Here is a 20,637-nt window from a genome sequence, read left to right on the forward strand (position 1 = left end):
CACGACGGCATTGTTCAGCACCAGCCGGCGCGATCTGTTGTCCGCATTGCCGCCCTGCAGCGAGAAGTCAAAAAACTGCGAGGCCCACTCGAACCGGCTGTAGACGCCGACGAACACGTAATTGGTGTCGACATTCTGCGAATTCAGATCGACCGAGAGGCCGCCCTGCCCGCCACCGAGGAAGGCGCCGACCAGCCAGTCCGGCCGCACCTTGCGGTCGAGGCCGATCGCCCCGCCCCACGCCGTCGAGGTCGCACGCAGCGTCGATGCCGTCTCGTCCTGGATGCGCTGGCCGCCAAAGCTGTTGGCCCAGACCGTGATCGGCGCCGGGTCGGTCCACAGGCTGCGCGACGCCTTGGTGAAGGGCCCGGCCTGCGCCGTCTCGGGCGCATAGGCCATCGCCATCATGTTGCTCCCGGCCGGCCCGGCGCCGCCGCTGAGGCGGCCCTGCACCAGCGAGGACACCCCGCCGGTGAAATCCATCAGCGTGCGATCGGTCTGCGCCAGCGCGGTCGGGTCGAGCGTTGCGACGGAAGTACCGGACACGACCGAGGGGCCGTTGAAGTTGCCCTTCGAGATGTTCGTCTTGATGGTGCCCTCGAAATTGACGAAGGTCGGGAGCTGAATCGTGGTCAACGACGACACCCGCGTCGTCGGCGCAGTGAGGTTGACATTGACGACGTCGGCCCCGAAGCCGAAATCGACCACGCCGTTGATCTTGGAGCCTGGCAGCAACGTCAACGTATCAGCCGCGTTCGACAGCTTGATCGCGGTGCCCCCGGTGCCGGTGACAGCGCCGGAGTTCGTGACGTTGGCAGCGCCAAGCGAGAGGATACCGACGATGCCAGCAATGGAGCCGCTGTTATTCACGTTGACGACGTTGGCGAGCAGCGCAGTTCCGTCGATCGAATTTGTCCCGCGAATCGTCCCGGCGTTCACGAAGTTCACCGTGCCCGCCGACAATATTCCGTCCGCGCCGATGATAGTGCCAGAAGCCGCATTCGTTATCGTCAAAGGCACATCCGGGTTGGCAAAATGGAGGATAGCCGCCCGGTCTGCGACTACGCTTCCCGTGTTGACGATCGTTCCGCCACCTCCGATATGAAGGGCCTCTGCTGCGCCGCTGCCCCTGATCACTCCGGAATTATCCAGATCGATCGATCGCACCGTTCCTATCGCGTACCCGGCATTCGCTCCCGAGATCAAACCGGAGTTCCTGATCTTGGCATCGGCCGCAGAAATTCCGATAACGTCTCCGGCGATTGTGCCCGAGTTCGAAACCGAGACATTGGTACCTGAGACACCCCACGATCCCGAGATGGAGCCGGTGTTGACGATCGTTGTCTGGAGACCCTGAATTGCAATGCTGTTCGCGGCGAAGGACGCGATCTTTCCCTCGTTTGTGACCGTCACGGTTCGGCCCTTGACGCCTCCCAGGTCCGCCTGGATCAGTCCAGTATTGGTCAGGTTGACGATGTCGGCATCGATCGCGCGGCTGTTGCTTGCAAGTCCGACGATCTGCCCGGCATTCGAACCGGTGAGCGCCCTGACGGATATCACGCTGCCGTTCGGATCAATTTGATTGATCCGCCCCGTTCGGTCGTTCACCAGATTGATTATGTCGGCCGTGATCGCAAAGCGACCACCGGTAATTATGCCCGTGTTGCTCAGGAGGTTCACATTGGTGCTGCCGAAGATCGCCGTTCCGCCCGGAGCGGCTTCTATCCTTCCGGAATTCGTCACGGCGATCGTTCCGACACTGCGGATGCCAGCTGCGGTTCCTTCTATGGCGCCCGAGTTGAAGACCTCGTTCTGCTCGGTGTTTCCCGCATCGACCGCAATTCCGTTGGTACCTGATGCCGTAATGGAGCCGTCATTCCGGACATGCAGCTCAGATCCCAAGACGGCACTGGCATTGTTTCCGGTGGCAGAGATGATCGAGGACGTCCCGATGTTATTGATGATGGCATTGCGATTGGCTTCGACCGCAAAGGATCCACCGGTGACGGCGCCGGAATTGTTGACTGTACCGGTCTCGAATACCAGACCGACGTCCGTTCCGGTCAGCGTCGCGCCGGGTCCGATCACGTAGGTGTTGCCGACGTCGATAAGCGTGCCATAGCCGTTGGTGCCATTTGAATCCGTCGTCGTCCCAGTGCAGCTCACCGTCGCGTTGTTGACGGGGGAAGCCGGCGAACAGGCGGCTTCCACCCGCTTGATCACGAAGCAGGGCGCCAGCAGCAGCGCCGCTGCTGAAATTCGCAAAAGCCGATCATTGACGGTCGTAAGACGCTTACGTTGCATAGCAATTCCCCGGTCGATGCCTTCACCGCCGGGGGCGTGCAGGCGTTCGCCACCGACCTCCTCCGCTCGGATAAGGCCGGTCGCCGCGAACTGGATTCGCGGCCCCTAAGGTAGAACTCCCAGAAAAGTTCGACTTGGACGAACACGACCGCCGCTCGGCTCAAAACGAACCGAATGCGCTTCGCGCCGCACTGGTGCAGAGTTGCTACACCGCTGCGCCGCTCACGCTTGGTCCCAGCCATGCTTCTCAGCACATTCCGACCAGACCGCGGCGCGATAGATCTCGGTCCCGCCGGCATCCCTGACGCGGATGAAGGCGTCGCGATCGCGCAAATCGTCTCGCCAGACGAACAGATGCCTCGCCATCTCGTCGGCAACGACGAACGTCGCGTCGGCCTGCTCAAAGACCATGCCGCCCGGATCGATCTTGACGATGTTGCCGACCAGAAGGTCGAAAAAGAAACGGCGCATTCGATACTCCGGCTGCCGATGCCGCACGCAATGCCGTGGTCATTTCTTGGCGATCACGGAACGGGGCAATCTCCGTCCGCCGATCGAAATTGCAGATGACTGAATTCAGTCGCGCCCGGTCAGGGCATCTCGCCGCTCCTGACGTCGCTCGGCGTCGCGTTATAGGTCCGCCGGAAGCAGCGGTTGAAATAAGAAAGATCGCCGAATCCGACGTCGTAGGCGATCGAGCTCACCGTTCGCTCGGCGAATCCGGGTTCTCGCAGCATGCGATGCGCGCGCTTGACGCGCTGCTCGATCAGAAAGGAAGAGAACGTCTTGCCGTCCGCCTCGAACAGGCGCTGGAGATAGCGCGGCGTGACGCCGAGCTCCTGGGCGACCGAAGCGACCGACAGATCCTGCCGCCAGCAATTGTTGGCAATGGAGACTTTCGCCTTCTGGAGCCGAGCCGCCTTGACGCCGCGCCGTCCGGCCAGCTCACGCGTCTCCCCGGTCGCGCCGAGGACGAGCGCCAGAAGATCGTGCAGATGCCCGACCCCGAGCTGCCGGAGCTCGGGCGTCGCGAACGCTTTCTCCCGCACCAGCGTCACCGCGTAGTCGACCAGCAATCTGAGCCCGGCGGAACTTCCCGGCATGACGCGCATCACGGCATCATCGACGTCCACGATCATCGGCGCCAGAACGCGCCTCGGGACGCGCAGCGAGAAGCAGCTCCCCAGCGACAGACGCTCGAACGTCGTGACGTCCTCCGCGCTCGTCAGGACCGCCTCCCCGGCATGGAGCCTCAAATCGTGTCCCCGCTCGGATATCCCGAGAACGCCCGACCTGTTCACGATCAGGGCGAGGCTGTCGTCGCCATCGGCCACGAGCTGCTTGGTGCGAATGACCCGCGCTCCGTACAGTCCGCCGAACAACAACTGGGCTTCCGGCAGGACGTGCGACGTGAAGCTCGCCGCGGCCGGCTTTCCTTCTCTTGCCTCGACCTCCGCCTTCAACACTCCACGACAATAGAAATCGCGAAGCATCGAAATGCGCTCACCTTCTGGAACTTCGTTCGTTGAAACATTGAGAACGGAAAAATCAATCATGCTGCTCACTGCAATCTCTCCAACCGACGAGCAGGCCGGCCATTTGCTGTCGTCCCCCACACGCGCATCCGATGCCGTCGCGGCATGTCCGTGCGGCGCACGCTGCTCTTCTTCTCGGAAGCGCGATATACGAAAGTCTCGAATGACTCGCGTCCTGCGTTCGGAGGACCCGCGAGATCGACCCATCACAATGGATTGAGAGCGCGGCGCGTAACATCGAGGCGCGCGGAAACGTATTAGGTCGCCTTGTCGTCGCCGCTCGCTCGCCGCGCGAACGGCACGGCAAAGCCGGCAGCGATCTTCACCAGATCGGCCTGCCTGCCCGCGCCCGTTTTTTCGAACAGACGCCCAAGATGCGTTTTCACGGTCGTCTCCGCGACGCCGAGTTTTGCAGCGATGTCGGGAACGCCGCCGATCTCGATGATTGCCATCAGCACGCGCAATTCGGATGGCGTCAGCCTGAAGGCCGCCGCAATCGCGTCGGCGGCGAGCAAGGGCAGCATGGAAGCTCTTTGAACGAAGAGCATCGTGGCCGCAATATCGCGCGGCAGGTTGCGTTCCCGCTTCAACGGAAAGGCATGAAGCAGATAATGCTGCCCATCGGCCGACGTCGCAAGCTCGATCTGACGAGGAGCTGCAGAATGTACGCCTGAATCGATTTCGCACAGGCCGCGGAATATTTTGTCGGTCTGGGTGTTGCGGGCCACGATCCGGTCGCCAACCAGCGCAAGCAGATTGGCATCGACGAACAATTGCCGGCATGCCGCGTTGGCGTGGACGACCCGGCCATCCGCATCGAGCAGGCAGATCGCAATGTTCAATCCGTCGAGCACGTCGGCAAGATCGTCCACCGTGTGAGAGCGAGCGCGGATCTGCCGGCCCATGGTCTGCGATCGCTGGATGTGCGGAGCGAGCAACCGCATGCGCTCGCGCATGGCGTCGTCGACGGTTCCGCGGGAGCGATGGCGCAACACCTGCAGAATCGTGGTGCGGACGACGGTCTTCTCGAGTTCGACAGTCGCAAGGTCGATCGCCCCTTGCGGTTCCACCCACTCGCGATAGAAGCTGGTCTCACGAAACTCCGCATGGGGCATGATGTCGGTCACGCCGACCGCCTGTTCGGACCCGAGGGTGAGATGACGATCGAGCAGAGGATCGAGCTCCACGTAGCGGTCCCGATAGAGCTGACGGAAACGGGCGTCGGTGCCAAAATGCTGGTGAATCTCGATCGAAAGCCGCGCTGAATCCCTGGACACGATCATCGCGGCACAACCGCCGACGAAATGCGAAACCTGCTCCAGTGCGCGGCTACGTAGCGCTGGATCGACCGCCGCATCGTAGATCTCGCCGATGAGGGACGAGAACCGATTTGCCTGGTGGGTCGTCATCGGGCGGACAACGCAATCGGCGCGCGGCCCGCGCGAGACGGAGAGTTCGCGATCGGGAAACTGACGGAGAAGACGGGCCGGTCAATTGCCGCCTTCGACGAGGAAAATACGTTGCAGCCGGATGCTGGAATATCGAACATCGTCCTTGCGTAACGTCAACCGCAGGGTGCGGCTTGGACTGTTTCGCCAAAGACTAGGATAAATGCGAACACCGCGCGGACTGTGTGCGATGAGTCACGCGCCTGCTCGCTGCCGACGACTTCAGGGCTGCGTTCAGCCAGTTTTCACGGCCCGCATCGGCAATCTATTTCCGGTTCTCCTCACAGAACTTCAACGCGGCCAGCGCTTCGCCGGCGCGCGGTATCTGCATCTCGATACTGTCGTCGTCATCGTCCTCGAAGTCGAGCGTGAGGCGCCTCGCCTTCGACAGGCGGTCCATCATCGACTGGTCGTATTCGAAGATGCCGCGCACGGTGGTCTTGTCCATGACCTCCCACTTCGCCCTCTTCATGATGTCCGCATCGTCCGTGCCGACATCGGCCCGCAGGATCTCGCCGACCGTCTCCCATTCCCAGCCGTCGTAGATCATCACGATCACGATCGCCTTTTCGGAATAGGTGATCACGATGACATAGTCGCGGTTCTCGTCATCCTTGTCCTTGTAACCACGGCTCGCATTGCAATGCGTGTCCTGCGTCCGCTTTTCGATGGTCCAGTCGCCGACCTTGGATTGTTGCGCAAGCGCCGGCGCGCTGTCCAAGACGCCCGCGGTCAGCAAAGCGGCGAGAAGGAATCGTTTCATGTCAGCCTCCAGCGCGTTCCCCGGGCCGAGATGACCACCTCCGCGGGAGAGCCGCAAGGGGAGAGCCATAAGGGCGCGCCAGCCGCAAGCGTGCTTGAATCCCCTGTCCGGCCCCGACATTCGCGCGGCCGCAGCGCACAAACCCACCTCCGGGTTCCCCCGCGAAACCCCTTTCCCGATGCGACGAAACACGCCTGAAACAGAAGGCCGTCTAAGTGGTTGTCAAAATAAATACAGGGACGGCCACCATGCAATTCCTTCTCGACCTGATCTACGACTATGCCTGCTGTCAAAACCTCGTCGCCCAGCCGCCACAGGAGGACGAGCTATGATCGAGATGATCTCCGCCCTTCTCGCCCTTTGCAGCGTCGGCGTTTTTGCGGCGCATGCGGTGGATGCCTACCGCACCACGCACTACTGACCGCTTCGCTGCTCCGGCGCTAGAACGGCCGCCGGTAGAAATGCTCCGAATGCGTTGCCGGCGGAAACCGATTGGCAAGCGCCAACGCTCCCTTCTCGTCCGTTTCGAGCGCGATCTTCTGCGCCAGCATCACGTCGCCCGGCACCAGAAAGCCTGACGGGACGAAGCACCATCCCATCGTCGGATGCCCGGCCTCGTCGATCTCGTGGACATTGGCAGCCGTGCCGTAGTGAATGCGATAGGTCTTGCCGGTATCGCAACCGACGACGTCGAAATACCGGTACTGCTCGAACTGGGCGCGCTGCGCCGGCGACAGCCATTCGGCCAGAAGCCGGCGGCCACGCGCATCCGGCGTGTTCTCGCCGAAGAACCGCCGATAGAGTTCACGCAGCGCATGCAGACGCGCACGCGCCGGCGCGCGGAGCCAAACTGCCGCAATCATGTGCAGCTCAGATCAACCGCCGACCAGGCGGGGATAGAACAACGTTTCCTGCGCGGTCGGGTCGAACGATCTGATGCGGGTGACTTCGCCGGGTCCGTTGCGAAGGGCGGCGGTGAAGCCGGCGCCGGTCAGCTCCCGAAAGCGTCGTTCGGCTCGCGCCAGCGCTTCGGCATTGCCAGGATCAAACTCGTGGCGCGTGTCGCCAGTCTGGTCCATCACGATCTGGGTTGCCATGTTGAGTCTCCTCATGCCCACCCCTGAATCTGATCAAAGCAAACCTCGTGCCGTCGGTTCCCGATAGCAACAACTTTCTCGTGCCCGCGCATCACGCCTTGCTGAACATGACCGTCATCGAGCCAAGTCGTCAGCGGGAGGCCGCCGCCCCTCCGCCCTCGTCGATTTGACGGCCCATCAAGGCGATCGCCTTCTGATAGACGCCGGCGGCATTCCAGGCCTCGATGGCGGCGAAATTCGGCTCACCAGGCTGATAGCCGGCGCCGGCGCGCCAGCCATGCGCTTTCAGGAAATTCGCCGTCGAGTTCAGCGCGTTGGCGGCCACCTCGAGATTGCCGGTGCCATAGGCCAGGATGTTCTTGGGCATGAACTGGGTCTGGCCGACCTCCCCGTGCATGGAGCCGCGGGTCGCCCCCGACAGCGTGCCGCGGTCGATCAGCTTCAAGGCGGCGTAGAGCTGGTCGGTGAAGAATTCGGGGCGGCGGCAGTCATAGGCAAGAGTTGCGATCGACGACAGCATGTTCTGGTTGCCGCGCTGACTGCCGAAACCGGTCTCCATGCCCCAGATCGCGATCAGGGGACCGGGCGGGACGCCGTAGCGCTGCTGGATGGAGGCGAACAAGGCCGCCTGCGACTGCTTGAGCTGGCGCCCCTTGGCGACGATGGTGGTGGCGCCGCGCTTGGCGAGGAACTGGTCGAGCGTCAGCTGGAAGCTGCGCTGGCCGCGGTCGGCCGCGATGGTGGCACTGGCATAGTTGGTCTGCATCAGGGCCGAGAGCGCAGTCTGACCGATGCCCTTGCCTTGCGCCTCCGCGCCGAACTCGCGCTTCCAGGCCTCGAAGCCGCCGGGCCCGTTGCCGCAAGTGGCGGCCTCGGCCAGGGGCAGAGCGAGCAGCAGCGCGGTCGCGCCGATCACCGCCGTTGCGACTAACCTGCCCTTGATCATTGCGCGTTCCTTTTGCTGCTGCGCGACCGGCTCGCGCGAGCCCATGATCCTACGTCAATCGCAATCGCTCAAGTCCCGACGGCACCAATCGATCCAGTGAAAGCGCTTGACACCAGCAGTCACGCCTCATCCGTTCCCAGCAGGAAATCCACCATGATGCCCTGGTGCTGCTGGTACATGTCCGTGCCGGTGGCCGTGACACAGCCGAGCTTTCGGGCCGCTGCGATGAACGGCGAGACCTCGGGCCTGGTGATGACGCAGCCGCAATAGGCCGAGGGCGCGAGCCGCGCGACATCGACCGGGAGCGGGTCGCCTCGTTTCATCCCAGCGGGCGTCGCATTGGCGACAAAATCGAAGCCTTGGGGATCCCTGATGCCGGCCCGCACCGGCGCCTTGCCGAGGGCGTTGAGCCGGCCGATCAAGGCGTCGCGGCGCTCAGCTGAGCTGTCATGGACGGCAAGCTCGCTGACGCCGGCCTCGACCAGTTCGCGTGCAATCGCCGAACCGGCACCGCCGGCGCCGACAAGCAGCGCCCGCATTCCCTGCGGATCGATCCCCTTCGCCCGCGCCGCACCGACGAAGCCGAGACCATCCACCATGTCGCCATGCCACGCGCCATCGGCGCGCCGGCGCATCAGATTGACGGCGCCCAGGAAATGCGCACGGTCGGTCGCACTTGCGCAAGCCAGGTAGCAGGCGAATTTGTGAGGGATGGTCACGACGATGCCGTCGAGGTTCTTCAGCCGCGCCGCGACCGCAAGGAAATCGGGCAAATCCGCCGGCGCGACCTGAACCGGCATGAGAATGCCGTCGTGCCCCCGCGCGGCGAAGGCGGCACTCACGCCTGCCGGAGAGCGCACTTGGGCGATGGGATCGCCGACGATGACGTAGAGCCGGGTCGCGCCTGTCGGGGCCGGGATCATGCCGTTCGGGCCGGAACCGCGAAGCCGTCCTCCGAGGTCAGTTCGAGTCCCTCCAGATTGCCGTCCTTGCGCCATTTGTCGAGCAAGCGCAGGAATGCCACCGGCCCGCGCCAATACTGGCTGTTTCTCGCCGCGATCGGGTCGAACACGCCTTCGTTGTTGTAGTAGCCGGGCGTGCACTCCGCGAGATAGGTCTGCCGGCCGATCGCGGCCTTGACGACCTCCTCGACCCAGGCGTTCTCGGCGGCGAGCGTCGGCTCCAGCGTTCTGGCGCCGCGCTTGCGCGCCTGATCGATGACATAGGCAATGTGTCGCGACTGCTCGTCGATGATGTGCGGGAAGTTGGCGCTCTGGCCGGCCTGCACCGTGACGATCAGGAAGCAGTTCGGGAAGCCGCGGCTGTAGAAGCCATGCATGGTCTTGACTCCGTCCCGCCAGCGCTCGGACAGGCTCATGCCATCGCGGCCATAGACCTCGAAGCCCATGCGGCGGGCGTAGTCGGTGCCGACCTCGAAACCGCTGGCATAGATCAGGCAGTCGAGCTCGTAGGCCTTGCCGTCGACGATCACCGCATTCTCGGTGATGCGTTCGACACCCTGCCCGTTGGTGTCGATAAGATGCACGTTCGGGCGATTGAAGATGTCGAGATATTCGTCGTGGAAGCATGGCCGCTTGCAGAACGCCTTGTACCAGGGCTTGAGCGCGTCCGCGGTCGCCTTGTCCTTGACGACGGCGTCGACGCGGGCGCGGATCTCCTCCATCTTGCGGTAGTCGGCCTGCTCGATCACCTTCAGCGCCTCCTCCATCGAGGTCACCGGCTGCGGCTGACGACGCGGCGCCAGCAGGATCTCGCCGAGCAGGCCGGTCCAGCCGTCCTGCACCAGGTCCCGCTCGAACGGCTCGCCCGAGATCACGGCGGTGAAATTGTCCATGCGCTCGCGCTGCCAGCCCGCCGTCAGGCTGTCCGCCCAGCCTTGATCGGTCGCGCGATCATCGCGCACGCCAATCGCCGACGGCGTGCGCTGGAAGACATAGAGCTCCTTTGCCGAACGGCCGAGATGCGGCACGCATTGCACGGCGGTGGCACCGGTGCCGATGATGCCGACGCGCTTGTCGGCAAGTCCGGTCAGGCCGCCATCGGCGTTGCCGCCGGTGTAGCCGTAGTCCCACCGGCTGGTATGAAAGCTGTGACCTTTGAAGGTCTCGATGCCGGGAATGCCCGGCAGCTTCGGCCGGCTGAGCGGACCTCCCGCGAGAATGACGAAGCGGGCAAGGATCCGGTCGCCCCGATCGGTCTCGACCAGCCAGCGCGCCTCGCGCTCCTGCCACACCATCCGCGAGATGACGGTCTGAAACAGCGCGCGCTCGTAAAGCCTGAAATGACGGCCGATGCGGCGCGAGTGCTCGTAGATCTCCGGCGCCCTCGCGTATTTGCGCACCGGCATGTAGCCGGTCTCTTCCAGCAGCGGCAGATAGATGTAGCTCTCGGTATCGCAGGCAGCGCCGGGATAACGATTCCAATACCAGGTGCCGCCGAAATCGGCAGCCTTTTCCACGATGCGGAAATCATCGATGCCGGCCTCGCGCAAACGCGCGCCGCAAAGCAGCCCGCCGAAGCCGCCGCCGACGACAAGCACCTCGGTCTCTTCACTGACAGGTGCGCGCGCAAATCCGGGATCGGCCCAGGGGTCGTCGAGGTAGCGACCGAAATCGCCCGCTGCCTCGACATACTGGGCCTTGCCCTCGGCACGCAAGCGGCGGTCACGCTCGTCGCGATAGCGCGCACGGAGACCTGCGATATCGACGGTAGGTTCGCCGGCTGCACCGGTCTTGTGTCTTTCCGCTGACATGCATCTCCTCCATGACGAGCGCTGCTTCGCCGGCTGCTCATCTCACGTTAGCCCTGAAAAAGTGACGCATGCAATCGCGTCCGCTGTTTTTTGCGTGAACGCCGCCGGACGTTCCGCTAACCTCGCGCGCAAATCACACGCGTGTGCCACGCAACGACGTGGCTTCCGGAGGAGACCATGCAGGGATTGATGATGGACATGCCGCTTCTGATCAGTGGCCTGATCCAGTATGCCGCGGACTATCACGGCGAAGCCGAGATCGTCGCGCGCGAGATCGAGGGCGACATTCATCGCTATACCTATGCGGACGCCCACCCGCGCATCAAGCGGATGGCGTTGGCATTGAAGCGGCTCGGCATGAAGCAAGGCGACCGCGTCGGGACGCTGGCGTGGAACACGCACCGTCATTTCGAGATGTTCTATGCCGCGCCGGGCATGGGCTATGTGCTGCACACCATCAACCCGCGGCTGTTTCCCGAGCAACTCGTCTACATCATCAACCACGCCGAAGACCGCCTGCTGTTCATCGACCGCGCCACGCTGCCGATCGTGGAGGCGATCGCCCCGCAGCTCGAGACGATCGAGGCTTTCGTCGTGATGTCCTCGCGCGAGCGGATGCCCGAGACCAAGCTTGCCAACGTGCATTGTTATGAGGACCTGCTCGACAAGGAGAAGGAGGCCGGCTTCGCCTGGCCGGAGTTCGACGAGAAATCGGCGTCCACGATCTGCTACACATCGGGCACGACGGGCAATCCGAAGGGCGTGATCTATTCGCATCGCGCCGCGATCCTGCAGACCATGACCTGCTGCAATTTCGACTTCCTGCCGGGCCATGTCGAAGGCGTGCGCGAAGTGATGATGCCGATGGCGCCGCTGTTTCACGGCAATGGGTGGAACATGCCGTTCACCGCGCCCTACACCGGTTCGAAGCTGGTGCTGCCCGGCCGCAACTACGAGCCCGATAAACTCTATGAACTGCTCGAAGGCGAAAAGGTGACGCTCTCGGCCGGCGTGCCGAGCTTCTGGCTGATCCTGCTCGACTGGCTCGGCCGCACCGGCAATAGGTTCTCCACCCTGCGCGCGACGCTGTCGTCGGGCTCGGCCCCGCCGCGCGCGATGGTCGAGAAGCTCAAGCGCGACTATGGCATCGACTACATCCAGGCCTGGGGCATGACCGAGGCCCTGGGCTGCTCCATGCCGGGCCTGCGGCCCGGCTCCGAGCACCTCGGCGAGAAGGAGAAATTCGATCGGCGCCAGGTGTCGGGCCGCGCCTGTTTCGGCACCGCCTTGCGCATCGTCGACGACGCCGGCAACGAGCTGCCGCGCGACGGCAAGACCGTCGGCCATCTCCGAGCCCGCGGCCCTTGGGTCGCCTCCGGCTATATGAAGCTGGACGAAGGTCTCGACCGCGACGGCTGGCTGATCACCGGCGACATGGCAGTGATCGATCCTCAAGGCCACGTCACACTGACCGACCGCTCCAAGGACGTGATCAAGTCCGGCGGCGAGTGGATCTCCTCGATCCAGCTCGAGGACGTCGCACTGTCGCATCCCGATGTGCTGCAGGCTGCCGTCGTCGCGATCCACCACGAGAAATGGCAAGAACGCCCCCTCCTCCTCGTCGTCCGCAAGAAGGGCGCGACGGTTGATGGCAAGACGCTGCTCGACCATATGCGCCCGAAAATCGCGAACTGGTGGATGCCGGACGCCGTCGAGTTCCTCGACGAGTTTCCGATGACGGGGACCGGCAAGGTGCTGAAGTCGGCGCTGCGCGAGAAATTTAAAGAGTATCGCGTCGCTTAAGCCGGTGCGCCCAAGAAGATTCCGACCATCGATTAAGGAACGAAAGATGCTTTACCCGATGTCGCCGAAGGTCGTCGAGCTCAAGCGCAAGCTCGAGAGCTTCATGGACCGGAACATCTACCCGAACGAGGAGCGCTTCTATCGCGAGGCGGAGGAGCTCGGACCCTGGAAGGTCTATCCTGTCGTCGAGGAGCTGAAGCCGCTGGCACGCGCGGAAGGCCTCTGGAATCTGTTCCTGCCCGAGAGCAGCCATGGCGCGGGTCTCACCAATTTCGAATATGCCCCGCTCTGCGAGGTGATGGGCCGCTCGCATCTCGCGCCCGAGGTGTTCAACTGCTCAGCGCCCGACACCGGCAACATGGAGGTGCTGGAGCGCTACGGCACCGAGAAGGACAAGGAACGCTGGCTGAAGCCATTGCTCGCCGGCGAAATCCGCTCCTGCTTCGCCATGACCGAGCCCGCGGTCGCATCATCCGATGCGACCAACATCGAGAGCTCGATCGTGCGGGACGGCGACCATTACGCCATCAACGGGCGCAAATGGTACACGACCAACGCAACCGATCCCCGCTGCAAGATCTGCATCTTCATGGGCAAGACCGACCCTGACAATCCCGACCGCTACAAGCAGCAATCCATGATCCTGGTGCCGATGGAGACGCCTGGCATCGAGGTGAAACGCCCGCTGCCGGTGTTCGGGTTCTACGGCGTGCCTGATCGGGCCTCCGAGGTCGTCTTCACCAATGTCCGCGTCCCGAAGGAAAACATGCTGCTCGGCGAAGGCCGCGGTTTCGAAATCGCGCAGGGCCGCCTCGGGCCGGGCCGCATCCACCACTGCATGCGGCTGATCGGCCTTGCCGAGCGCACGCTGGAGAAGATGTGCCGGCGGGTGCGCAGCCGCGTCGCCTTCGGCAAGCCGGTCTCCGAGCAGACGGTGACTCAGGAGCGTATTGCGGAAGCCCGCATCATGATCGAGCAGGCCCGGCTGCTGACGCTCAACGCCGCCTCTGCCATGGACACAGTCGGCAACAAGGTCGCGAAAGCCGAGATCGCCATGATCAAGGTCGCCGTGCCCAACATGGCCTGCCAGATCATCGATTGGGCGATCCAGGCCCATGGCGGCGGTGGCACCTCGAACGATTTCGGCCTGACCCAGGCCTACGCCACCGCGCGGCTGCTGCGTCTCGCCGACGGTCCGGATGAAGTGCATCGGAACCAGATCGCGCGGTTCGAGCTGAAGAAGTATTCGAACGGGTGAAGCAAGGGCGCGCATCTTGCCGCGATAAGGCGGAGATGCCCCCTCCCACAAGGGGAGAGGGCGCAGTAACTCTCCGCCCTCGCCTCAGTTCACCGTATACACATCCGGATCTGCGCTGGAGCTCGGCTTCTTGAAGGCGTTGCGCAAGGCGGACGACATCGGGACGTTGTAGTTGAGGCCGTTCGGCGGCGTCGGCGATTGCAGCCATTTCTTGTAGAGCGCCTCGATCTCGGGGCTCGCATAGAGCTCCGCCGTGGCGCGATCGGCGAGCGCCTTGAACGGCGCATCCTCCCGCCGCAGCATGATGCCGTAAGGCTCCGGCTTGGAGAACGCTTCCTCGCTGATCATGAAGGCTTGCGGCTCCTTGGAGCGCGCGATCGCGACCGCGAGCTGCACGTCATCGAGTGCGTAGGCCTGGGCCCGGTCGGTTTCCAGCAACAGGAAAGCCTCGGCCTGGTCCTTCGCGGGCATCAGATTGATGCCGAGATTGCGTTCGGTATTGACCTTGGCGAGCTGCGTCAGGTTGACCGAGCCGGCGACGGCCGTGACCGCCTTGCCCTTGAGATCGTCGATAGTGTTGATCTTCGCGGCCTTCTTGGCGGCGAACCGCGTCGCACTGAGGAAATGCGTGTTGGTGAAGGCGACCTGCTTCTGGCGATCGGCGTTGTTGGTGGTCGCCGAGCAGTGCAGATCGAGCGTGCCGTTGACCATCAACGGGATCCGGTTCGACGAGGTCACGGCGAGCGTGTCGACGGCGATGTCGGGCATGCCCAACTGCTTCTTCACGGCGTCGACGATCTTAAGGCAGATATCGATGGCAAAACCGACCGGCCTCTGGTTGCCGTCCAGATAGCTGAACGGGACCGAGGCCTCCTGATAGCCGAGGGTGATCTTCTTGGTCTCCTTGATCTTCTGGAGCGTGCCCGACAGATCTTCGGCCGAGGCCGCACCGGCAAGACATGTCAGGGCCAGGATAACGATAGGTAGACGCATCGGCTGCTCCTCAAGGGGTCTCGCGCCTCCATGCCGGGCGCAAGCGGGATTTGATAGCGCAGCATCGCTCAAGTCGCCAGACGTGCCCGTGCCTAGCAGCTATCGCAGCTTTCGATACGACGAGACGCGCTTACGCGTCGATGCCGCGCTGGACCAGGATGCGCTCGGCGCTGTCGTTCCAGACATCCATCTTGGTGATCTTGCCATTACGGACCACGAAGCGGTCGACATAACGGTTGCCCTCGAACGGGGTGCCGTCCTTCCACTCGCCGTAGAGCGTGCCGATGCTGTAGACCACGGTCTCGCCGTCGCCGGGGCAGACGTCGAACCGGTCCATCTTCTTCTTGACCCAGCGGTAGCGCTTGGCGTTGAAGGCGGTCGGGCCGCGTGGATGATCGAACGTGTTTCCGCCGGTGAAGGTGATCACCGTGCCCGGTGCCATATAGGCTGCGGCAGCGTCCGGATCGGGGATCATCGATGCCGTGAGATAGGCCTCCACGATCGCGGCGTCGGACAAATGAGCAGCTTCGGTTCTGACGGCAACGGACATGGCTGGTTCTCCCGGGATTGATGGAATACTACCGCCACCTGCGCAAGATCCATGCATATATTTTGAACATTTGCCTCGCTACACTGCCGACAATCTGGAGCCGCCGATCCCGGCTGATTGCTCTAAACTCCGTCCGCAAGAGCCCATGATCACCAAGCCTGCCTTCGACCTGATCTTCCGTAACGCACTGCTGCGATCATCCGCCGCGCCCGTCGACATCGGCGTGAAGGACGGCCGGATCGCCGCGATCGAGCCACGGCTCGCCTGCGAAGCGGTCGAGGTCGATCTCGGCGGGCATCTCGCCCTGCCCGGCTTCGTCGATACCCATATCCACCTCGACAAGGCCTGCCTGCTCGACCGCTGCGGGCATGATCACGGCAGCCTCGGTGATGCCATCCGGGCAGTGTCGGCGATGAAACGCGACTTCACCGTCGAGGACGTCTACGCCCGCGGTGCCAAGGTGCTGGAGCGCGCGATCGTGCACGGCACGACGCGCATGCGCACGCATGTGGAGATCGATCCACGGATCGGCCTGCGCAGCTTCGAGGCCGTGAAGGCGCTGAGGCGCGATTACGCCTGGGCGATAGACCTGTCGCTCTGCGTCTTCCCGCAGGAAGGCCTGACCAACGACCCCGGGGCTGAGGACTTGCTGATCCAGGCGTTGCGCGACGGCGGCGAGGTGATCGGCGGCTGTCCTTATACCGACACCGATCCGGACGCGCATCTGGAGCGCATCTTCTATCTCGCGCAGGAATTCGACGTCGACGTCGACCTTCACCTGGATTTCGACCTCGATCCCTCCTGGTGCCACCTCGACGAAGTCTGCCGGCAGACCGAGCGGCGCAACTATCACGGGCGGGTCGCGATCGGCCACGCGACAAAACTCTCGGCCCTACCGCCGGAGCGGATGAAGGCTGCCTCCGCGCAACTGGCAAGAGCCGGCGTCGCCGTCACCGTGCTGCCCGCGACCGATCTCTATCTGATGGGGCGCGAGGCCACCCACAATGCGCCGCGCGGGCTGACCCTCGCCCACAGGCTCGCGGGCGATGGCGTCGTGTGCTCGGTCGCGACCAACAATGTGCTCAATCCCTTCACGCCGTTCGGCGACGCCTCGCTGCTGCGGATGGCGAACTTCTACGCCAATGTCGCGCACGCCTCGGTGAACGATTTCGACACCTGCCTCGATCTCGTGACCGAACAGCCGGCACGGCTGATGAACCTCGACGACTACGGCATCAGGACCGGAAATCCCGCCGATCTCATCGTGCTCGATACCAGGGATAGCCGCTTTGCCGTGGCCGAGCTGCCTGATGTCCTGATGGGCTTCAAGCGCGGCCGACAGACATTTCAGCGGCAGCGGCCTGCCCTGTTCCGCCCCGGGCGCTGAACCCGTTTTCCGGTCGAACTCTTAGCGGTAAAATGGTCGGGAACGCAGCCGATTGTCCAATCCTGCGCTCTGATTTCACAACCGATTTTGTCCAAAATGTGAGTCCGGTAGAATCCCGGACCGTAGCCCTGCGCATTGCGCAAGAGCCGCCCGGATCATACGAAAGGGGCGCTCTGAACCAGGTGGGTTCAGTGGGGAAGTCTGTACATGTTCAGCGCATTCAGTAGCATCGATTATCGCTCCATTCGGGCCAACACGCCTGCCGAAACGGCCGTCAAGCGACTGAATGGAATCGGCGAAGTTCTATCTGACCTGGATATCTCGGCGATCCACACGCAGGACGATATGACCCGCGCACTCTGGACGCTCGATACCGCGGACAAGTGCATCCGCATGATCGTCGCCGAGTTCCGCACGGCGCCCGCCAAGGAGCAGGTCGCGCGCAAGGCCAAGAGCCTGGTCGATCTGATCGAGCTCGCCCGCGACGAAATCTCGAACTATCGCGACGACGGCAGGGTCTTGAGCCGAACGCATGGGTTCGGCGTCAGCGCTTGATTCTTGCAAGTATCCGGTCTGCCTCGGTCCGCCAATCCGCGCTGCGGGCGAACTCCTTGGTGCCCCTGGCCCCGAACAGCCCTTCATCGGCGAGATCGGCCACCCAGGCCTGACGCTCGGCCGTGCCTTGTGCGGACCATGGTGTCAGGCCCGCCTCGCGCACGGTCTCGGCGACCTCCCGCACCTCCTCGGCGCGGCGGCGGCCGTGCTCGATCACGCGCTGGAAGAAATAGGCGCCCTGCTTCTCCCAATTGATCGCGGGAAACGTCTCCGCGAGCGAGGCCAGCACGGCATCCTCGACGCCATAGGCGCGCGCGGTGGTGAAGCTTTCAATGACCATGGCCTCGAGGCCCTTGATCATGATGCTGCGGCACATCTTCACCGCTGAGGACACGCCAAGCTTGTCGCTGGCGACCTTCGCCGCAAAACCGATCGCATTCAGCAGCGGCTCCAGCTCCTTCGCGCCGGGCCCGCCGAGCAGCAGCGGCACCTTGATGCGATAAGGCGGCACCGAGGTCATCACCGCGCCCTCGACATAGCGACCACCCCCGCCATCGATCAGGTCCGCCGCGCGCTGCTTGGCACCGGGAGAGGCCGAATTGAAATCGAGGAACCAGGTGCCCTGGTTGAGCGCGGCGGCGCAGGCCTTTGCCACCGGCACAGCTTGACTGGCGGTGACGGCGGAGATGATGAAGTCGCATTTCGCCGTCAGTTCGGCGTGCGAAGTCGCGAGCGTCACGCCGAACTTCGCCGCATGCTCTTTCAGCGGTGCACCTTGCTCGCCTCCGAGCTTGATGTCGTAGGCGGCGACCATGATGTCCTGCTGGCGCAGATCCTCGGCCAGGATCCGGCCGACCTCGCCATATCCGACCAGCCCGATCTGCCAGCGCTTCGGATCCGCCATCAGTTCAATCCTCCTGTCGTCGCGTCGAACAGCTCCTCGACCGCATAGCGGCGCGGGATCAACGCCTGCTGGAAGGCGTAGTCGACGATCAGCTCGAGCGGCTTCCTGTTGGCCGCGATCCCGAATGGAAGGAGATCGGGTGCTGCCGCAGGCCCCATCTGCTCCTTGTTGCGCTTGAGCAGATCATAGACATCAGCGACCACATCGGGGCGCGATTTCGCGAGCTGCTCGGTCACGACGACGAGATGATTGACCGGCACCACGCCGCGCCGGGCGTACCATCTGGCGGCTTCCGCGACCGGATCAGGGAAGAGAGACTTGAGCTTGGGGTTATCAGAGGTTTCGCCAAGCACGGCATCGAGCTCGCCGTCGAGCAGCATCTGCAGGATCTTCTTGTCCTTCGGGGCGCGCTCGGTGGTGTCGACATATTCGGCGACGTGCGGATCCTCGAAGGTGACCCAATTGATCCTGTCGAGGTTGACGCCATAGTCGTTGGCGAGGATGCCCCTGATCCAGGCGCCGGTCGTGGTCGTGAACGAGCGGATGCCGACGCGCTTGCCTTCGAGACCGGATGGGCTGAGCGGTCCCTTCGCAGGATTATAAAGCGCGTAGGAGTGCTGGAAGCGGCCGAGCATGGTCGCCGGCAGCAGCACCAGCGGCTTGCCATGCGCCTTCGCCATCAGATAGGTGACGATCGCCATCTCGCAGACATCAAACGCCTGCTCGCGCACCATCGGCTTGAATGCTGTGTTGGTCGGCGTGTAGTCGATGAAGTCGAGATCGAAGAGGTCGGAGCGGAGCTCGCCGCTCTTCACCGCCTTGACATGGGGGTGACTGCCGAGCACGGCCTTCAGCTTGAGACGATCCATCCGCCCGCTCCGCTAACCTTCAGACATCCTCGGGATTGTCGACATAGACGAGGCCCGCCTTCGCCAGCGCCTCGCGCATGCTGTACATGTCGAGGCCGAGTTCGCCGGAGCCGAGCCGCTTGCGCTTGCCGCCCTCGTCCGCGCTACGCTTCTTCGCCTTCTCGGCGACCTCGGCCGCATAGCGATTCGGCACCACGACGACGCCATCGTCATCAGCGACGACGATGTCGCCGGGATCGACGTTGACGCCGGCGCAGACAACGGGGACGTTGACCGAGCCGAGTGTGGCCTTGACCGTGCCCTTGGCCGAGACGGCACGCGACCACACCGGAAATTTCATCTCGTGCAGCGCTTTGACGTCGCGGCAGCCGGCATCGATGATCAACCCTTGCACGCCGCGCGCCTGCAGCGAGGTCGCCAGCAGCTCGCCGAACATGCCGTCGGTATTGTCGGTGGTGCAGCCGACGACGAGAATGTCGCCCTTCCTGCACTGCTCCACGGCGACATGGATCATCCAGTTGTCGCCAGGCTGCGCCAGCACGGTGACGGCGGGACCGGCAATCGCAGCACCCGGCCAGACGGGCCGCAAATAGGGCTTCATCAGACCGATGCGGCCATAGGCTTCGTGCACGGTCGAGACGCCGTATTCCGCCATGCCGGCGGGATCGGCACGCTTGATGTTGCGAACGACGACCGGCTTCATGCCAGCTCCTCCGCAACCGTCGGGAACAGGCGCTGATAGGCCTCGCCATAGGTCATGGGCACGCCGGTGTTGCGGCTGCCCTGGATGCCGCGGTTGAGCGCGACACGCTCGTAATAGCCCCAGAGGTGCTTTTGCGCGGCGAGGATCTGGAACGCTTCGTATTTCTCCTTCCAAACCTCGTCGATCTTGAGGATCGTGTCCGACTTGTAATTGCATTGCTCCGGCTGGTGCGGCTCGAACAGAAACACCGGCGGCGCGGAGTATTTGTATTGCGCGCCGGGCTTGTGGCCCATCGCCTGCGCGACCACACGCGTCTCCTGCGCGAAATGCGCCGCATTGGGATGATCGAAATTATAGGGATCTTCCAGCGCGTGCGTCAGCACGAAGCTGGGGTTGAGCTCGCGGTAGATGTCGACCATGCGGTCGAAATGCGCTTCCGTGAGCTTCAGCGGATAGTCGCCGCAGTCGAAGAACTCGATCTCGGCGCCCAAAAGCTTGGCCGCCCGCTCCGCCTCGTCCTTGCGGCCGGCCTTGACCGATTCCAGCGTCGCGCCCTTCTCCTTCCAGGCGAACTGGCTCTCGCCGCGTTCGCCGAAGGACATGCAAACGATCTTCATGCGATAGCCCTTCTTCGCATGCAGCGCGATGGCGCCGCCGGCGCGCCAGACGAAATCGCCGGGATGGGCGGTGACCACGAGACCTGTCTTCATGGGACGAACTCCCCTATTTCATTCGTAAGCATCATAGGC

20 protein-coding genes are annotated in these 20,637 nt (G+C 63.5%); 4 read left to right on the forward strand and 16 right to left on the reverse strand.

Annotated features, from left to right (window positions below; translation table 11 throughout):
- The 10 genes from RPS27_RS32930 to RPS27_RS32975 all read right to left on the reverse strand — a co-directional run.
- Nucleotides 1-2,265: autotransporter outer membrane beta-barrel domain-containing protein (locus tag RPS27_RS32930; protein WP_313754954.1), on the reverse strand; the 2,265-nt coding region annotated here is incomplete at its 3' end.
- A 261-nt stretch (nt 2,266-2,526) separates the two neighbouring features.
- Nucleotides 2,527-2,775, reverse strand: coding sequence for a DUF6894 family protein (locus tag RPS27_RS32935; RefSeq protein WP_194407526.1), 249 nt, complete (start codon nt 2,773-2,775; stop codon nt 2,527-2,529).
- Nucleotides 2,776-2,894: 119 nt separating this feature from the next.
- Nucleotides 2,895-3,860 carry an AraC family transcriptional regulator gene (locus RPS27_RS32940; RefSeq protein ID WP_211418326.1) on the reverse strand — a complete coding sequence of 322 codons (966 nt, stop codon included), beginning with the start codon at nt 3,858-3,860 and terminating at the stop codon, nt 2,895-2,897.
- Nucleotides 3,861-4,096: 236 nt separating this feature from the next.
- Nucleotides 4,097-5,248, reverse strand: coding sequence for a LuxR C-terminal-related transcriptional regulator (locus RPS27_RS32945; protein WP_212066684.1), 1,152 nt, complete (start codon nt 5,246-5,248; stop codon nt 4,097-4,099).
- Between the two features lie 304 nt (nt 5,249-5,552).
- The gene (locus tag RPS27_RS32950; RefSeq protein ID WP_194407524.1) at nt 5,553-6,050 is read right to left on the reverse strand and encodes a hypothetical protein; all 498 of its coding nucleotides are present in this window, start codon (nt 6,048-6,050) and stop codon (nt 5,553-5,555) included.
- Between the two features lie 440 nt (nt 6,051-6,490).
- Complete coding sequence (locus RPS27_RS32955; RefSeq protein ID WP_194407523.1) at nt 6,491-6,913, reverse strand: hypothetical protein; 423 nt, start codon at nt 6,911-6,913, stop codon at nt 6,491-6,493.
- Between the two features lie 12 nt (nt 6,914-6,925).
- Complete coding sequence (locus RPS27_RS32960; protein WP_018319783.1) at nt 6,926-7,147, reverse strand: hypothetical protein; 222 nt, start codon at nt 7,145-7,147, stop codon at nt 6,926-6,928.
- 130 nt (nt 7,148-7,277) lie between these two features.
- A complete protein-coding gene (locus RPS27_RS32965; RefSeq protein WP_212066685.1) occupies nt 7,278-8,093 on the reverse strand; it encodes a lytic murein transglycosylase in 816 nt (271 codons plus the stop codon).
- Between the two features lie 119 nt (nt 8,094-8,212).
- Entirely contained in the window at nt 8,213-9,016 is an 804-nt protein-coding gene (locus RPS27_RS32970; protein WP_212066687.1) for a shikimate dehydrogenase, read from the reverse strand.
- Entirely contained in the window at nt 9,013-10,866 is a 1,854-nt protein-coding gene (locus RPS27_RS32975) for a flavin-containing monooxygenase (RefSeq protein ID WP_212066689.1), read from the reverse strand. The genes RPS27_RS32970 and RPS27_RS32975 overlap by 4 nt, the downstream gene beginning before the upstream one ends.
- A 177-nt stretch (nt 10,867-11,043) precedes the next feature.
- Here RPS27_RS32975 and RPS27_RS32980 point away from each other — a divergent pair, with 177 nt between their 5' ends.
- Entirely contained in the window at nt 11,044-12,669 is a 1,626-nt protein-coding gene (locus RPS27_RS32980) for a long-chain fatty acid--CoA ligase (protein ID WP_212066691.1), read from the forward strand.
- 46 nt (nt 12,670-12,715) lie between these two features.
- Nucleotides 12,716-13,927, forward strand: a complete 1,212-nt coding sequence (locus RPS27_RS32985) for an acyl-CoA dehydrogenase family protein (RefSeq protein WP_212066693.1) — start codon at nt 12,716-12,718, stop codon at nt 13,925-13,927.
- A gap of 84 nt (nt 13,928-14,011) precedes the next feature.
- On the opposite strand, the gene RPS27_RS32990 is transcribed toward RPS27_RS32985, so the two are convergent.
- Together RPS27_RS32990 and RPS27_RS32995 are read right to left on the reverse strand one after the other, a co-directional pair.
- Nucleotides 14,012-14,920, reverse strand: coding sequence for an amino acid ABC transporter substrate-binding protein (locus RPS27_RS32990; RefSeq protein WP_212066695.1), 909 nt, complete (start codon nt 14,918-14,920; stop codon nt 14,012-14,014).
- 130 nt (nt 14,921-15,050) lie between these two features.
- Nucleotides 15,051-15,470, reverse strand: coding sequence for a nuclear transport factor 2 family protein (locus RPS27_RS32995; RefSeq protein ID WP_194407516.1), 420 nt, complete (start codon nt 15,468-15,470; stop codon nt 15,051-15,053).
- A 145-nt stretch (nt 15,471-15,615) separates the two neighbouring features.
- Between RPS27_RS32995 and RPS27_RS33000 the strand changes: the two genes are divergently transcribed.
- Nucleotides 15,616-16,857 carry an amidohydrolase family protein gene (locus RPS27_RS33000; RefSeq protein WP_313754955.1) on the forward strand — a complete coding sequence of 414 codons (1,242 nt, stop codon included), beginning with the start codon at nt 15,616-15,618 and terminating at the stop codon, nt 16,855-16,857.
- A 207-nt stretch (nt 16,858-17,064) separates the two neighbouring features.
- Nucleotides 17,065-17,412: a hypothetical protein gene (locus tag RPS27_RS33005; protein WP_212066700.1), complete on the forward strand. Its 348-nt coding sequence runs from the start codon at nt 17,065-17,067 to the stop codon at nt 17,410-17,412.
- Here RPS27_RS33005 and RPS27_RS33010 read toward each other — a convergent pair.
- The 4 genes from RPS27_RS33010 to RPS27_RS33025 are packed head-to-tail and all read right to left on the reverse strand — an operon-like array spanning nt 17,402 to nt 20,598.
- A complete protein-coding gene (locus RPS27_RS33010) occupies nt 17,402-18,319 on the reverse strand; it encodes a DUF1932 domain-containing protein (RefSeq protein WP_212067185.1) in 918 nt (305 codons plus the stop codon). The genes RPS27_RS33005 and RPS27_RS33010 overlap by 11 nt on opposite strands.
- Nucleotides 18,316-19,185: a hypothetical protein gene (locus RPS27_RS33015; protein WP_285812210.1), complete on the reverse strand. Its 870-nt coding sequence runs from the start codon at nt 19,183-19,185 to the stop codon at nt 18,316-18,318. The genes RPS27_RS33010 and RPS27_RS33015 overlap by 4 nt, the downstream gene beginning before the upstream one ends.
- A 19-nt stretch (nt 19,186-19,204) precedes the next feature.
- Complete coding sequence (locus RPS27_RS33020; RefSeq protein WP_212066704.1) at nt 19,205-19,888, reverse strand: 4-carboxy-4-hydroxy-2-oxoadipate aldolase/oxaloacetate decarboxylase; 684 nt, start codon at nt 19,886-19,888, stop codon at nt 19,205-19,207.
- Nucleotides 19,885-20,598, reverse strand: a complete 714-nt coding sequence (locus tag RPS27_RS33025) for a PIG-L deacetylase family protein (protein ID WP_212066706.1) — start codon at nt 20,596-20,598, stop codon at nt 19,885-19,887. Before RPS27_RS33025 ends, RPS27_RS33020 begins: the two co-directional genes overlap by 4 nt.
- Nucleotides 20,599-20,637: the final 39 nt, after the last annotated feature.

The sequence above is a fragment of the Bradyrhizobium sp. WYCCWR 12699 genome (assembly GCF_032144035.1).
GTDB lineage: Bacteria > Pseudomonadota > Alphaproteobacteria > Rhizobiales > Xanthobacteraceae > Bradyrhizobium.

Coding starts and splice junctions, on each gene's coding strand:
- RPS27_RS33025 (WP_212066706.1), bottom strand. CDS start 20,598: ATGAAGACAGGTCTCGTGGTCACCGCCCATCCCGGCGATTTCGTCTGG.
- RPS27_RS33020 (WP_212066704.1), bottom strand. CDS start 19,888: ATGAAGCCGGTCGTCGTTCGCAACATCAAGCGTGCCGATCCCGCCGGC.
- RPS27_RS32990 (WP_212066695.1), bottom strand. CDS start 14,920: ATGCGTCTACCTATCGTTATCCTGGCCCTGACATGTCTTGCCGGTGCG.
- RPS27_RS32980 (WP_212066691.1), top strand. CDS start 11,044: ATGCAGGGATTGATGATGGACATGCCGCTTCTGATCAGTGGCCTGATC.
- RPS27_RS32960 (WP_018319783.1), bottom strand. CDS start 7,147: ATGGCAACCCAGATCGTGATGGACCAGACTGGCGACACGCGCCACGAG.
- RPS27_RS32955 (WP_194407523.1), bottom strand. CDS start 6,913: ATGATTGCGGCAGTTTGGCTCCGCGCGCCGGCGCGTGCGCGTCTGCAT.
- RPS27_RS32950 (WP_194407524.1), bottom strand. CDS start 6,050: ATGAAACGATTCCTTCTCGCCGCTTTGCTGACCGCGGGCGTCTTGGAC.
- RPS27_RS33000 (WP_313754955.1), top strand. CDS start 15,616: ATGATCACCAAGCCTGCCTTCGACCTGATCTTCCGTAACGCACTGCTG.
- RPS27_RS32965 (WP_212066685.1), bottom strand. CDS start 8,093: ATGATCAAGGGCAGGTTAGTCGCAACGGCGGTGATCGGCGCGACCGCG.
- RPS27_RS32970 (WP_212066687.1), bottom strand. CDS start 9,016: ATGATCCCGGCCCCGACAGGCGCGACCCGGCTCTACGTCATCGTCGGC.
- RPS27_RS32995 (WP_194407516.1), bottom strand. CDS start 15,470: ATGTCCGTTGCCGTCAGAACCGAAGCTGCTCATTTGTCCGACGCCGCG.
- RPS27_RS33015 (WP_285812210.1), bottom strand. CDS start 19,185: ATGGATCGTCTCAAGCTGAAGGCCGTGCTCGGCAGTCACCCCCATGTC.
- RPS27_RS32945 (WP_212066684.1), bottom strand. CDS start 5,248: ATGACGACCCACCAGGCAAATCGGTTCTCGTCCCTCATCGGCGAGATC.
- RPS27_RS32985 (WP_212066693.1), top strand. CDS start 12,716: ATGCTTTACCCGATGTCGCCGAAGGTCGTCGAGCTCAAGCGCAAGCTC.
- RPS27_RS33005 (WP_212066700.1), top strand. CDS start 17,065: ATGTTCAGCGCATTCAGTAGCATCGATTATCGCTCCATTCGGGCCAAC.
- RPS27_RS32940 (WP_211418326.1), bottom strand. CDS start 3,860: ATGATTGATTTTTCCGTTCTCAATGTTTCAACGAACGAAGTTCCAGAA.
- RPS27_RS32935 (WP_194407526.1), bottom strand. CDS start 2,775: ATGCGCCGTTTCTTTTTCGACCTTCTGGTCGGCAACATCGTCAAGATC.
- RPS27_RS32975 (WP_212066689.1), bottom strand. CDS start 10,866: ATGTCAGCGGAAAGACACAAGACCGGTGCAGCCGGCGAACCTACCGTC.